Here is a 13,811-nt window from a genome sequence, read left to right as displayed (position 1 = left end):
AGGTCCCGACCGGGAGAGCCGGTACGGAGCGATCCGCATCGCTGCTCCGCCCGCGACCGGGGCCGGAGGGGGAGTTACCGGTATGAGTACCAAGACCGTGCTGCCCGGCCCACCCTGGGCCGAGGAGCATTCCGTGCCGAGATTCAGCGTGCAGGACCCCGTCGCGTCCGTCTCCGACCTCGACCCGCCGGGGCTGCTGTCGGGCAGCCTCTCCGCGTACGAGGCGGAGGAGCCGCGCGAGGAGGCGCCGCAGCCGGGTCCGGCCTCCCGGCTGCCCAGGCTGCTCATCCTGCTGCTGTGCCTCGGCTATCTGATCGGTTCGGCCTCCGGCTGGGGCTCCCCGGGCCTGGCCGACTTCATGGGGGACTTCGGCCTCTCCGGTGCCGCGCTCACCGCGTCCCTGTCCTGTCTGGGCTACAGCTGCACCGCCGCCGGCCGGCACCGTCCGGCCTGGCTCTGCTTCGGCCTGTCCTCACTGATGGTCGCCGTCGGCAACGGCGTCTGGGGCTGGTACGAGGTGGTGCTCCGGGTGCCGATCCCGACCCCCTCCATCGCCGACTACGCCTTCCTGATGTTCGCCCCGCCGGCCATCCTCGGCCTGCTGCTGCTGGCCAAACGCCCGCGCAACGCGGCCGGTTGGCTCTGTCTCGCCCTGGACGGCTGGCTGATCGCCGGCTCGCTGCTCACGCTGAGCTGGAGCCTCGCGCTGGCGCGCACCGCCCACGGCGACTCCGGCAGCCCGCTGCGGCTGTCGATGGCGCTGGCCTACCCGGTGCTGGACATCCTGCTGGTCAGCATGGTGCTGGGGCTGCGCTTCCGGAGCCGCGACAGCAACCGGGCGGCCGTGCACACGGCGATGGTGGCGCTGGCGCTGACCGTGCTCTGCGACGCCCTGTTCACCAGCCAGGCGCTCCGGGACGCCTACCACTCCGGCCAGTTGCTGGACGCCGGCTGGTTCACCGGCAGCATGCTGCTCGCCTGGGCCCCCTGGGCCAGGCCCAGCGGCAACGGCGGGGCCGCCGCCCCCGGCGGCGGGCGGACCAGGGTCGCCTCCACCTTCAGCGCGCTGACCCCCTACGCCGCCGCCGCGGTCTGCACCGCCGGCCTGATCTACAACGCCTTCGCACAGCGCCAGTTGGACCGCTTCGTACTGATCGTCGCCTGCACCGTGGTGTTCGCGCTGATCCTGCGCCAGGGCATCATGCTGCTGGACAACCTGTCGCTGGCGCAGAAGCTGTCGCACCAGGAGAACCACTTCCGCTCGCTGGTCCAGGGCTCCAGCGACGTCATCATGATCGCCGACCCGGACGGCGTGCTGCGCTACGTCAGCCCCGCCGCCACCGGCGTCTACGGCCGCCCGGCCGAGGAACTGGTGGGCACCCGGCTGCCGGAGATGGTCCACCCGGACGACCTCGGGCACGTCCTCTGGGAGGTGCAGCGCTACCTGGCGCAGAGCCCCGCCCAGGAGCCGACCGCCAGGATCGAGTGCCGGGTGCGCTCCGGCGCGGGGGAGTGGCTGGACGTCGAGTCCACGGTGAACCGCTACCGCGACGGCCTGATCTTCAACTGCCGGGACGTCTCCGAACGGGTGCGCCTGCAGGCGCAGTTGGAGCACAACGCGTTCCACGACGCGCTCACCGACCTGCCCAACCGGGCGCTGTTCCTGAACCGCGGCAGGACGGCGCTGAACCGGATGCCCGCCGCCGAGGGCGTCGCGGTGCTCTTCCTCGACCTGGACGGCTTCAAGGCCGTCAACGACACGGCGGGGCACCAGGTCGGCGACGAACTGCTGGTCCAGGCGGCCCGGAGGCTGCAGGACACCGTCCGTTCCGGGGACACCGTCGCCCGGCTGGGCGGCGACGAGTTCGCCGTACTGCTGGTGGGGCTCGACCAGGAGCAGGCTGCGGAGGTCGCCGAGCGGCTGCGCGCGGCCCTGTCCGCGCCGTACTGGATCGGCAGCGAGGAGCTCGGCGTGGCCGCGAGCATCGGCATCGCCTTCGCCGAGCCCGGCATCACCCCGGCCCGGCTGCTGCGCAACGCCGACCTGGCGATGTACCGGGCCAAGAAGAACGGCAAGGGCCGGGTCGCCGTCTACGACCCGCAGTTGCGCACCGAGCTGCACCGCCGCACCGAGCTGGAGCAGCGGCTCAGGCTCGCCGTGCGCGAGGGCCAGTTCGCCCTGCTGCACCAGCCCGTGGTCGACCTGGGCTCCGGTGAGGTGGTCGCGCTGTCCGCGCAGGCCCGCTGGCGCTCGGCGCAGGGGCTGCTGCTCACCCCGGCCGAGTTCCAGCGGGCCTCGGAGGGCGGCGACCGGGCGGCGCGGTTCACCCGCTGGATGGTCGAGCAGGCGCTGCAGCTCTCCAGGGAGCGCCGGGAGCGGCTGGGCGCCACGGTGTCCCAGCTGCCGGTGGCGGTCCGGCTCTCGGCCCGCAGACTGGCCGTTCCGGGGTTGTGCGAGACCATCGAGGCCATGCTGCTGCGCAGCGGCCTGCCCGCGGAGTCCTTACTCCTGGAGATCACCGAGGGTGAGGCCGCGGACGGCCGGCCGCACCACTCCGACGAGCTGGTCCGTCGGCTCACCGCGCTGCGCAAACTCGGCATCGGGCTCGCCCTGGACGGGTTCGGCGGTCCGGGCGCCCCGCTCAGCGGGCTCCGGCTGCTGCCGGTCGACATGATCAAGGTGGAGCGCGGTCTGGTCGAGGGGCTGGTCGAGTCGGCGTTCCTGCAGACCCTGACCACCTCGGTGCTCCGGCTGGGACAGGAGCTGGGCCTCACCACGGCGGCCGAGGGCGTCGACCAGGCGGCCCAGGCGGCGCTGCTGCGCCGGCTCGGCTGCCAACGCGGCCAGGGCCGGTACTTCTCCGGCCCGCTCCCCGAGGAGGAGTTGGACGCGGTACTCTGCGGCCCCGGATTCGACGTTCCCGATGCCCCGGCGGAGGGGTCGCAGCGGCTCGTCCACCCTTCGGGTGAGTCCCGCAGTGACCTGCGGCTTCATCGCCCCGGCCACCCCCGCACCAACTCTGACCAGCAAGGACGCTCCCGTGGCAGTCATCTCGGCCTCGGTCCGCATGATGAGACATCGATCCCACCGGCTTGACACCCCGGTCACCGCCGGAGGAAGGTCGAGCCATGAGCACCCGAATTCTCGTACTTGGCGGGCGCGTCGGCTGATCCGCAGGACTCCGGTCTCACCCGGTCCACGGAATCACTCAGGTCGACGCGCCACCCCTCGCATGCCCACGGGCACGAGGGGTTTTTTGTTGCCCACGCCCCGAAGTCCGCAACCCCGCCACGTACCCCTCCGAGAAGGAATCAGCAGATGACTGAGCAGGCAGCCGCCGCCCCGCAGCGAGGCGAGACGTCCCCCGTCGCCGAGCCCATGACCGGGGCCCAGTCGCTCATCCGCTCGCTCGAAGCCGTCGGTGTCGAGACCATGTTCGGCCTCCCCGGCGGTGCCATCCTCCCCGCCTACGACCCGCTGATGGACTCCGTCAAGGTCCGTCACATCCTGGTCCGCCACGAGCAGGGCGCGGGCCACGCGGCCACCGGTTACGCGCAGGCCACCGGCAAGGTGGGGGTCTGCATGGCCACCTCGGGCCCGGGCGCCACCAACCTGGTCACCCCGATCGCCGACGCCTACATGGACTCGGTGCCGATCGTCGCCATCACCGGGCAGGTCGCCAGCGCCGCGATCGGCACTGACGCCTTCCAGGAGGCGGACATCTGCGGCATCACCATGCCGATCACCAAGCACAACTTCCTGGTCACCGACCCGGCCGAGATCCCGCGGGTGATCTCCGAGGCGTTCCACATCGCCGCCACCGGCCGCCCGGGACCGGTGCTGGTCGACATCGCCAAGGACGCGCTGCAGGCCCGGACCGTGTTCCGCTGGCCGCCGGAGCACCAGCTGCCCGGCTACCGCCCGGTGACCAAGCCGCACGCCAAGCAGATCCGCGAGGCCGCCCGGCTGCTGACCACCTCCAAGCGCCCGGTCCTCTACATCGGCGGCGGCGTCATCAAGTCCGGTGCGACCGCGGAACTGCGGATCCTGGCCGAGCTGACCGGTGCCCCGGTGGTCACCACGCTGATGGCGCTGGGCGCCTTCCCCGACACCCACGACCAGCACCTGGGCATGCCCGGCATGCACGGCAGCGTCGCCGCCGTCACCGCGCTGCAGAAGGCCGACCTGCTGTTCGCGGTCGGCACCCGCTTCGACGACCGGGTCACCGGCCGGCTAGACACCTTCGCCCCGCACGCCAAGATCGTCCACGCCGACATCGACCCGGCCGAGATCGGCAAGAACCGCACCGCCGACGTCCCGATCGTCGGTGACGCCCGGGAGATCCTGGCCGACCTGATCCAGGCCGTCCAGGCCGAGTTCGCCGGCGGCACCACGGCGGACTACACCGAGTGGTGGCAGCAGCTCAACGGCTGGCGCAAGACCTACCCGGTCGGCTACGACGCCGCCCCCGACAACATGCTGAGCCCGCAGCAGGTGATCGAGCGGATCGGCCAGTTGGTCGGCCCGGACGCGATCTACGCGGCGGGCGTGGGCCAGCACCAGATGTGGGCCTCCCAGTTCCTGACCTTCGAGAGGCCGGCGACCTGGCTGAACTCCGGCGGGGCGGGAACCATGGGTTACGCGGTTCCGGCGGCGATGGGGGCCAAGGCCGGGATGCCGGACACCCCGGTCTGGGCGATCGACGGCGACGGCTGCTTCCAGATGACCAACCAGGAGCTGGTCACCTGCGCCCTGAACAACATCCCGATCAAGGTCGCGGTCATCAACAACGGCTCGCTGGGGATGGTCCGCCAGTGGCAGACCCTCTTCTACGACCAGCGCTACTCCAACACCGTGCTGCACAGCGGTCCCGAGCACGACGGCGTCGCCCAGCCCGCCCAGGGCACCCGGATCCCGGACTTCGTCAAGCTGTCCGAGGCGATGGGCTGCGTCGGGCTGCGCTGCGAGCGCCCCGAGGACCTGGACGCGGTGATCCAGCAGGCGATGGCGATCAACGACGCCCCGGTCGTCATCGACTTCATCGTCCACCAGGACGCCATGGTCTGGCCCATGGTCGCCGCCGGAACCAGCAACGACGAGATCCTGGCGGCGCGCGACGTCCGCCCGGACTTCGGCGACCAGCTCGACTAGACCAGCGACCAAGGGAATAGGAACCATGTCCAAGCACACCCTCTCCGTCCTGGTCGAGAACAAGCCAGGCGTGCTCGCCCGCATCGCCGCGCTGTTCTCCCGCCGCGGGTTCAACATCGACTCGCTCGCGGTCGGACCGACCGAGCACCCCGACATCTCCCGGATGACCATCGTCGTCAACGTGGAGGACCTGCCGCTGGAGCAGGTCACCAAGCAGCTCAACAAGCTGGTCAACGTCATAAAGATCGTCGAGCTGGACCCGGACGCGGCGGTCCGCCGCGAGCTGGTCCTGGTCAAGGTGCGCGCGGACAGCGAGACCCGCTCCCAGATCACCGAGATCGTCACGCTCTTCCGCGCCAAGACCGTGGACGTCTCCCCGGACGCGGTGACGGTCGAGGCCACCGGCAGCAGCGACAAGCTGGAGGCGATGCTCAAGATGCTGGAACCGTACGGCATCAAGGAACTCGTCCAGTCCGGGATGGTCGCCGTGGGCCGCGGCGCACGGTCGATCACCGACCGTTCCCTCCGCGCGCTGGACCGCAGCGCCTGACTGATCCTCCGTAGCTGGTTCTCGCGCAGTTCCCCGCGCCCCTGGCTGATTGCAACTGAGCCAGTTGCAGACCCATAGGGGCGCGGGGAACTGCGCGAGAACCCCGCGCCCACGTGCACCGTCCCTGAGACGCTAATCTCAGCATCCGAGAAGCAAACCCGCGCGCCGCCGACCGGCGTACGGTGTCCCTAACCGAAGCAACCCCCCGCAAGGAGAAGCCAGCGATGGCCGAGCTGTTCTACGACGACGACGCCGATCTGTCCATCATCCAGGGCCGCAAGGTCGCGATCCTCGGCTACGGCAGCCAGGGCCACGCCCACGCCCTCTCCCTGCGCGACTCCGGCGTCGACGTCCGCGTCGGCCTGCTGCCGGAGTCCAAGTCCCGCGCCAAGGCCGAGGAGCAGGGCCTGCGCGTGGTCACGCCGGCCGAGGCGGCCGCCGAGGCCGACGTCATCATGATCCTGGTCCCGGACCCCATCCAGGGCGACGTGTACAAGGAGGTCGTCGAGCCCAACCTCAAGGCCGGCGACGCCCTGTTCTTCGGCCACGGCCTGAACATCCGCTACGGCTTCATCAAGCCCCCGGCCGACGTCGACGTCTGCATGGTCGCCCCCAAGGGCCCGGGCCACCTGGTCCGCCGTCAGTACGAGGAGGGCCGCGGCGTCCCGTGCATCGTGGCCGTGGAGCAGGACGCCACCGGCAAGGGCCTGGAGCTGGCGCTCTCCTACGCCAAGGGCATCGGCGGCACCCGCGCCGGCGTCATCAAGACCACCTTCACCGAGGAGACCGAGACCGACCTGTTCGGTGAGCAGGCCGTCCTCTGCGGTGGCACCTCCGCGCTGGTCAAGGCGGGCTTCGAGACCCTGGTCGAGGCCGGCTACCAGCCGGAGATCGCCTACTTCGAGTGCCTGCACGAGCTGAAGCTCATCGTCGACCTGATGTACGAGGGCGGCCTGGAGAAGATGCGCTGGTCGGTCTCGGAGACCGCCGAGTGGGGCGACTACATCACCGGCCCGCGCATCATCACCGCCGACACCAAGGCCGCGATGAAGCAGGTCCTGGCCGAGATCCAGGACGGCACCTTCGCCAACGCCTGGATCGCCGAGTACAAGAACGGCCTGCCGAAGTACAACGAGTACAAGAAGGCCGACAGCGAGCACCTGCTGGAGACCACCGGCAAGAAGCTCCGCAAGCTGATGAGCTGGGTGGACGAGGAAGCGTAAGCTTCCCCCCACCTCTGCTGCGGGGGTGTCCCGGAACGGGCACCCCCGCATCTTTGTACGGTTCGTAAGGTCCCGTGCGGGTGATTCCTCCGCAGGGGCGCGTGGTACAGGCCCAACCCTCGCTAGACTCCCGATTGCGCGTCAGGCCCACAGCGTCGTGCGTCTCCAACGCGGCATGCCACCGTTCCCACCATGCCGCCCCTACACGGGTGCCACCCACACCCATGCGGCAGGGGAGATCCGGACAGTAAGGACAACTGTCGTGAGCGCTGCACCCACCCACAAGCCTGTCGTTCTCATCGCGGAAGAGCTCTCCCCCGCGACCGTGGACGCGTTGGGCCCCGACTTCGAGATCCGCCACTGCGACGGTGCCGACCGGGCCCAGCTGCTGCCCGCCATCGCCGACGTCGACGCGATCCTGATCCGCTCCGCCACCAAGGTCGACGCCGAGGCCATCGCCGCCGCCGGGAAGCTCAAGGTCGTCGCCCGCGCCGGCGTCGGCCTGGACAACGTGGACGTACCCGCCGCGACCAAGGCGGGTGTGATGGTCGTGAACGCCCCGACCTCCAACATCGTCACCGCCGCCGAGCTGGCCTGCGGTCTGCTGATCTCCACCGCCCGGCACATCCCGGCCGCCAACACCGCGCTCAAGGCCGGCAAGTGGGCCCGCAGCAAGTACACCGGCGTCGAGCTGGCCGAGAAGACCCTCGGAGTGGTCGGCCTCGGCCGCATCGGCGTGCTGGTCGCGCAGCGGATGTCCGGCTTCGGCATGAAGATCGTCGCCTACGACCCCTACATCCAGGCCGCCCGGGCCGCGCAGATGGGCGTCAAGCTCATGTCGCTGGACGAGCTGCTGGAGGTCTCCGACTTCATCACCGTGCACCTCCCGAAGACCCCCGAGACCATCGGCCTGATCGGCGACGAGGCGCTGCACAAGGTCAAGCCGACCGTCCGCATCGTCAACGCCGCCCGCGGCGGCATCGTGGACGAGGAGGCCCTCGCGGCCGCCCTCAAGGAGGGCCGGGTGGCCGGCGCCGGCCTCGACGTCTACTCCAAGGAGCCGTGCACCGACTCCCCGCTGTTCTCCTTCGACAACGTGGTCTGCACCCCGCACCTGGGCGCCTCCACCGACGAGGCGCAGGAGAAGGCCGGCATCTCGGTCGCCAAGTCGGTCCGCCTCGCGCTGGCCGGCGAGCTGGTGCCGGACGCGGTCAACGTCCAGGGCGGCGTCATCGCCGAGGACGTGCGCCCCGGTCTGCCGCTGGCTGAGAAGCTCGGCCGGATCTTCACCGCCCTGGCCGGCGAGGTCGCGGTCCGCCTCGACGTCGAGGTGCGCGGCGAGATCACCCAGCACGACGTCAAGGTGCTGGAGCTGTCGGCCCTCAAGGGCGTCTTCGAGGACGTCGTCGCCGAGACGGTCTCCTACGTCAACGCCCCGCTGTTCGCCCAGGAGCGCGGCCTCGAGGTCCGGCTGACCACCACCAGCGAGAGCCCCGAGTACCGCAACGTCATCACCGTGAAGGGCACCCTGACCGACGGCCGCGAGGTCGCCGTCTCCGGGACGCTCACCGGCCCCAAGCGGGTCCAGAAGATCGTCGGCGTGGACACCTTCGACGTGGACGTGGTGCTCACCGACCACATGGCCTTCTTCCGCTACGACGACCGCCCCGGCGTGGTCGGCTCGCTCGGCCGGATCCTCGGCGAGGCCGGTATCAACATCGCGGGCATGCAGGTCTCCCGTGACGACGAGGCCGGCGACGCCCTGGTGTCGCTCACCGTCGACAGTGAGATCCCGCAGCCGCTGCTGACCGAGATCGCCGCTGAGATCGGCGCCAAGTTCGCCCGTTCGGTGAACCTCAGCGCCTCCTGAGCCCTGAGCTGCGCAAAGCCCCGTCCGTCGCGGTCCGCGACGGACGGGGCTTTGGTATGTCCGGGTGAGCTCCGTCTCAGATAGTAGGAAATCCAAGTAGTTCTGCAGACAGTCGCGGCCCACTGTCGTACCGTGAGGATGTCGGACGATCCGCCGTATCCTCGGCCAGTTCCGACCGGCCCCTGTCGCGGGTGATCCCCGCGCGGCCCTCCATCGCCTTTCTCCGCGCATGAAACCTCCGCGCACGAAACGGAGTCCCCCATGGACCAGCCGCGCCCCCAGCAGAACCGCCCCTCTCCGACCAGTGACCGGGCCAAGGCCATGGCCGCCCTCCAGCGGGCCCTGGACCGCCGCGACAACGGCGGCGTCACCGGCCACCAGTAGCGAAGTCCACATTCCGGACGGCAACTGCCCACCTGTTGGGCTCCGGAGTAGGGTCGCAGGCATGTCTCGCACACTCCGCCTCGCAGTGATCCCCGGTGACGGCATCGGCCAGGAAGTCGTCGCCGAAGGGCTCAAGGTCCTGACCGCCGTCCTTCCCGCCGACACCAAGGTGGAGAGCACCGAGTACGACCTCGGCGCACGCCGCTACCACGCCACCGGCGAGACCCTGCCGGACAGCGTGCTGGAGGAGCTGAAGAACAACGACGCCATCCTCCTCGGCGCCATCGGCGACCCGTCCGTGCCCTCCGGGGTGCTGGAGCGCGGGCTGCTGCTGAAGCTGCGCTTCGCCTTCGACCACCACGTCAACCTGCGCCCCGGCAAGCTCTTCCCGGGCGTCGCCTCCCCGCTCGCCGGCGACCCTGTCATCGACTTCGTGGTGGTCCGCGAGGGCACCGAGGGCCCCTACGTCGGCAACGGCGGCACCCTGCGCACCGGTACGCCGCAGGAGATCGCCACCGAGGTCAGCCTGAACACGGCGTTCGGCATCGAGCGCGTCGTCCGCGACGCCTTCGCCCGCGCGCAGGCCCGTCCGCGCAAGAAGCTCACCCTGGTCCACAAGAACAACGTGCTGGTCCACGCCGGCCACCTGTGGACCCGGATCTTCAACCAGGTCGCGACCGAGTTCCCCGAGGTCAGCACCGACTACCTGCACGTCGACGCGGCCACGATCTTCTTCGTGACCCAGCCCGAGCGCTTCGACGTGATCGTCACCGACAACCTCTTCGGCGACATCATCACCGACCTGGCCGCGGCCGTCACCGGCGGCATCGGCCTCGCCGCCAGCGGGAACATCAACCCCAGCGGCGCATTCCCGTCGATGTTCGAGCCGGTCCACGGCTCGGCCCCGGACATCGCCGGACAGGGCAAGGCCGACCCGACCGCCACCGTGCTGTCCGTCGCCATGCTGCTGCAGCACCTCGGCCTGACCGACGAGGCAGCGAGGATCGAGACCGCGGTCGCCGCGGACCTCGCCGAGCGCGTCGGCAAGCCGGCCCGATCCACCAGCGAGGTCGGCGACGCCCTCGCGGCGCGAGTAGCCGGCTGACCCGCCGGCACAGCGCAGGACCTCCACGAGCGGTCCGGAAGCAGCACTGCCGGTCAACACCGGCACGAGCCTTCCGGGCCGCTTCGGCGTATCCGGACCGCCGGACCGGCTCGGCTGCGAGATACAAGGACATGCGACTATCAACCTTGGACGCCCTCATCGGACAATGGGGGATGTCCGCCATGACGACACGGTGAAGGACGTAACGGCCATGACCTCCCCCAACGAGCACATCGAGATCGAGCTGAAGCCCTCGGCCCACCCGCTCTCCGACGCCGAGCGCCAGGCCCGCCTGGCCAACCCGGGCTTCGGGCGCTACTTCACCGACAACATGGTGACCATCCGCTGGACCGAGGGCCGTGGCTGGCACGACGCCCAGCTCGTCCCGTACGGACCGATCGAGCTGGACCCGGCCACGGCGATCCTGCACTACGGCCAGTCGATCTTCGAGGGCCTCAAGGCGTACCGCACCGCGGACGGGGGCATCCAGACCTTCCGCCCCTACGCCAACGCCGCCCGCTTCCAGGCCTCCGCCCGCCGCCTGGCCATGGCCGAGCTGCCGCAGGAGACCTTCGTGGCCGCCGTCGAGGCCCTGGTCCAGCAGGACCAGGCCTGGGTCCCGACCGGGGGAGAGGCCAGCCTCTACCTGCGCCCCTTCATGATCGCGACCGAGGTGGGGCTGGGCGTCCGCCCGGCCAGCGAGTACCTGTTCATGCTGATCGCCTCCCCGGCCGGGGCCTACTTCCCCGGCGGCGTCGAGCCGGTCTCGGTCTGGCTCTCCGAGGAGTACGTCCGCGCGGCGCCCGGCGGCACCGGCGCGGCGAAGTGCGGCGGCAACTACGCGGCGTCGCTGGTGGCCCAGGCCCAGGCCGCGCAGCAGGGGTGCGACCAGGTGGTCTGGCTGGACGCGATCGAGCGCCGCTGGATCGAGGAGATGGGCGGGATGAACCTCTACTTCGTCTTCGGCGAGGGTGAGGACGCCCGCATCGTCACCCCCGAGCTGTCCGGCTCGCTGCTGCCGGGCATCACCCGGGACTCGCTGCTCAGCATCGCGGCCGACCTCGGCTACGCGACCGAGGAGCGGAAGATCTCCACCGACGAGTGGCGCGACGGGAACGCCGACGGCACCCTCACCGAGGTCTTCGCCTGCGGCACGGCCGCGGTGATCACCCCGGTCGGCTCGGTCAAGTCCGCCCGCGGCGACTGGACCGTCGGCGACGGCACCCCGGGCCCGGTCACCATGCGACTCCGCGAGTCCCTGCTGGCGCTCCAGACCGGCCACCGCGAGGACACCCACAACTGGATGCACCGAATCGCCTAGGGATCCATGGGGGCGCGGGGAACTGCGCTGCCAACCATGCACCTCCGTAGAGGGCTGGTCGCGCAGTTCCCCGCGCCCCTTGGTAGTGAGGGGGGTCCCGAATGCTGAGACCTGTACCCCGGAGGGCCCCGTGCTGTGCCAGACTGCACAGGTGTCCTCGCTCGCGCTCATTATTGGCAGCAGGCGCGCCGGTCCGCAGTGACCGCTCCACCACGTAAGACCCGTGGCAGGAACGGACACCGTGTCACATGACCCGCGCGCAGACCTCTCGCACCCGCGAGGGGTCTTTTTGTTTGCCGACGCGCTCCCCACCGGGAGCACACCGACAAGCGAGCAGCTCGCGGCGATGGTGGACAGTGGAGTCGGATCCCCCAGCAGGCAGACCCTGCTGGGGGCCAACCAGCCCCCGGACAGGAGACCCCAGGCAATGACCCTCAGCGACGACTTCCACGTCTTCGACACCACCCTGCGCGACGGCGCGCAGCGCGAGGGCATCAACCTCACCGTCGCCGACAAGCTGACCATCGCCCGGCATCTGGACGACTTCGGCGTCGGCTTCATCGAGGGCGGCTGGCCCGGCGCCAACCCCCGTGACACCGAGTTCTTCGCCCGCGCCGCCGACGAGCTGCAGCTGCAGCACGCCCAGTTGGTGGCGTTCGGCGCCACCCGCAGGGCCGGCGGCGAGGCCGCCACTGACGCCCAGCTCGCCGCCCTGGTCGCCTCCGGCGCACCCGTGGTGACCCTGGTCGCCAAGTCGCACGACCGCCATGTCGAGCTGGCCCTGCGCACCACCCTGGACGAGAACCTGGAGATGGTCCGCGACAGCGTCGAGTACCTGCGCGCCCAGGGCCGTCGGGTGTTCATCGACTGCGAGCACTTCTTCGACGGCTACAAGGCCAACCGCGAGTACGCCCTCGCCGTGGTCCGCACCGCGCACCAGGCCGGGGCCGACGTGGTGGTGCTCTGCGACACCAACGGCGGGATGCTCCCGACCGGGGTGCGTGACATCGTCGCGGACGTCCTCCTTGAGACCGGCGCCCGCCTGGGCATGCACGCCCAGGACGACACCGGCTGCGCGGTGGCCAACACCCTGGCCGCGGTCGACGCCGGGGCCACCCATGTGCAGTGCACCGCCAACGGCTACGGCGAGCGGGTCGGCAACGCCAACCTCTTCCCGGTGGCCGCCGCGCTGGAGCTGAAGCTGGACCGGCGGGTGCTGCCCGCCGGCAGGCTCGCCGAGATGACCCGGATCTCGCACGCCATCGCCGAGGTGGTCAACCTCACGCCCTCCACCCACCAGCCCTATGTCGGGGTCTCCGCCTTCGCGCACAAGGCCGGGCTGCACGCCTCCGCCATCAAGGTCGACCCCGACCTCTACCAGCACACCGACCCGGCCCTGGTCGGCAACTCCATGCGGATGCTGGTCTCCGACATGGCCGGCCGCGCCTCGGTCGAGCTCAAGGCCAAGGAGCTCGGCTACGACGTCTCCGCCGACCGGGAGACGGTCGGCCGGGTGGTCGACACGGTGAAGGCCCGCGAGCTCCAGGGCTACACCTACGAGGCCGCCGACGCCTCCTTCGAGCTGCTGCTGCGGGACGAGATCAACGACAACCGGGAGCGCTTCTTCGCCCTGGAGTCCTGGCGCGCCATCGTCGAGCAGGCCGCGGACGGCAGCCAGGCCAACGAGGCCACGGTGAAGCTGCACGCCAAGGGCGAGCGGATCATCGCCACCGGCGAGGGCAACGGCCCGGTGCACGCCCTGGACATGGCGCTGCGCGCGGCGCTGGAGCGGTTCTACCCGCAGCTGGCCGCGCTGGAGCTGGTGGACTACAAGGTCCGCATCCTGGAGGGCGAGCACGGTACCCGCTCGCAGACCCGGGTCCTGGTGACCACCAGCAACGGCCAGGACGAGTGGTCCACGGTCGGGGTGGCCGAGAACGTGATCGGCGCCTCCTGGCAGGCGCTGGAAGACGCGTACACCTTCGGCCTGCTCCGCGCCGGCCTGGAGCCGTGACCGCGAAGGACCAAGCGGCGGAGAACAACTGAGGGGCCGTCACGCACCGCGTGACGGCCCCTCAGTTCGTCCGGCTCCGGATGATCGGCGGGATCAGCGGAGTCGGGCGAGTAGGGCGTGTTCGACGAGGGTGATGAGGGCGGATTTGGCGCTGTCGCGTCGGCGGGCGTCGGTGGTGATGACGGGGGTGTC

9 protein-coding genes and 1 pseudogene are annotated in these 13,811 nt (G+C 70.6%); 9 read left to right on the top strand and 1 reads right to left on the bottom strand.

The features are described from left to right. Nucleotides 1–82: 82 nt before the first annotated feature. The 9 genes from IF29_RS0132090 (at nt 83) to cimA (ending at nt 13,619) form a co-directional block, all read left to right on the top strand. Nucleotides 83–3,097 (top strand): putative bifunctional diguanylate cyclase/phosphodiesterase, encoded by a 3,015-nt coding sequence (locus tag IF29_RS0132090; RefSeq protein WP_051726298.1) that lies wholly within the window; start codon nt 83–85, stop codon nt 3,095–3,097. 222 nt (nt 3,098–3,319) lie between these two features. Next, on the top strand, nt 3,320–5,152 hold the full coding sequence (locus IF29_RS0132085) for an acetolactate synthase large subunit (RefSeq protein ID WP_030262306.1): 1,833 nt from the start codon (nt 3,320–3,322) through the stop codon (nt 5,150–5,152). A 25-nt stretch (nt 5,153–5,177) separates the two neighbouring features. Further along, entirely contained in the window at nt 5,178–5,702 is a 525-nt protein-coding gene (gene ilvN / locus IF29_RS0132080) for an acetolactate synthase small subunit (RefSeq protein WP_030262304.1), read from the top strand. Nucleotides 5,703–5,926: 224 nt separating this feature from the next. Continuing rightward, a complete protein-coding gene (ilvC, locus tag IF29_RS0132075) occupies nt 5,927–6,925 on the top strand; it encodes a ketol-acid reductoisomerase (RefSeq protein WP_030262294.1) in 999 nt (332 codons plus the stop codon). A 262-nt stretch (nt 6,926–7,187) separates the two neighbouring features. Beyond that, a complete protein-coding gene (gene serA, locus IF29_RS0132070; RefSeq protein ID WP_030262291.1) occupies nt 7,188–8,795 on the top strand; it encodes a phosphoglycerate dehydrogenase in 1,608 nt (535 codons plus the stop codon). A 261-nt stretch (nt 8,796–9,056) separates the two neighbouring features. Continuing rightward, nucleotides 9,057–9,179, top strand: a complete 123-nt coding sequence (locus tag IF29_RS48640) for a hypothetical protein (protein WP_269665057.1) — start codon at nt 9,057–9,059, stop codon at nt 9,177–9,179. Nucleotides 9,180–9,240: 61 nt separating this feature from the next. After that, a complete protein-coding gene (locus tag IF29_RS0132060) occupies nt 9,241–10,284 on the top strand; it encodes a 3-isopropylmalate dehydrogenase (protein ID WP_030262288.1) in 1,044 nt (347 codons plus the stop codon). Nucleotides 10,285–10,495: 211 nt separating this feature from the next. After that, nucleotides 10,496–11,605 carry a branched-chain amino acid aminotransferase gene (locus IF29_RS0132055; protein ID WP_030262285.1) on the top strand — a complete coding sequence of 370 codons (1,110 nt, stop codon included), beginning with the start codon at nt 10,496–10,498 and terminating at the stop codon, nt 11,603–11,605. Nucleotides 11,606–12,032: 427 nt separating this feature from the next. Beyond that, nucleotides 12,033–13,619, top strand: a complete 1,587-nt coding sequence (gene cimA / locus IF29_RS0132050; RefSeq protein WP_030262282.1) for a citramalate synthase — start codon at nt 12,033–12,035, stop codon at nt 13,617–13,619. Nucleotides 13,620–13,712: 93 nt separating this feature from the next. On the opposite strand, the pseudogene IF29_RS0132045 reads toward cimA, so the two are convergent. Then, a pseudogene (locus IF29_RS0132045) lies at nt 13,713–13,811 on the bottom strand (ATP-binding protein); the annotation flags it as partial.

Origin of the sequence: Streptacidiphilus jeojiense, from assembly GCF_000719095.1 — a bacterium.
Classification (GTDB): domain Bacteria; phylum Actinomycetota; class Actinomycetes; order Streptomycetales; family Streptomycetaceae; genus Streptacidiphilus; species Streptacidiphilus jeojiensis.
This window is presented reverse-complemented; position numbering and strand designations above follow the sequence as displayed.

Coding starts and splice junctions, on each gene's coding strand:
- IF29_RS0132090 (WP_051726298.1), top strand. CDS start 83: ATGAGTACCAAGACCGTGCTGCCCGGCCCACCCTGGGCCGAGGAGCAT.
- IF29_RS0132085 (WP_030262306.1), top strand. CDS start 3,320: ATGACTGAGCAGGCAGCCGCCGCCCCGCAGCGAGGCGAGACGTCCCCC.
- ilvN (WP_030262304.1), top strand. CDS start 5,178: ATGTCCAAGCACACCCTCTCCGTCCTGGTCGAGAACAAGCCAGGCGTG.
- ilvC (WP_030262294.1), top strand. CDS start 5,927: ATGGCCGAGCTGTTCTACGACGACGACGCCGATCTGTCCATCATCCAG.
- IF29_RS48640 (WP_269665057.1), top strand. CDS start 9,057: ATGGACCAGCCGCGCCCCCAGCAGAACCGCCCCTCTCCGACCAGTGAC.
- IF29_RS0132060 (WP_030262288.1), top strand. CDS start 9,241: ATGTCTCGCACACTCCGCCTCGCAGTGATCCCCGGTGACGGCATCGGC.
- IF29_RS0132055 (WP_030262285.1), top strand. CDS start 10,496: ATGACCTCCCCCAACGAGCACATCGAGATCGAGCTGAAGCCCTCGGCC.
- cimA (WP_030262282.1), top strand. CDS start 12,033: ATGACCCTCAGCGACGACTTCCACGTCTTCGACACCACCCTGCGCGAC.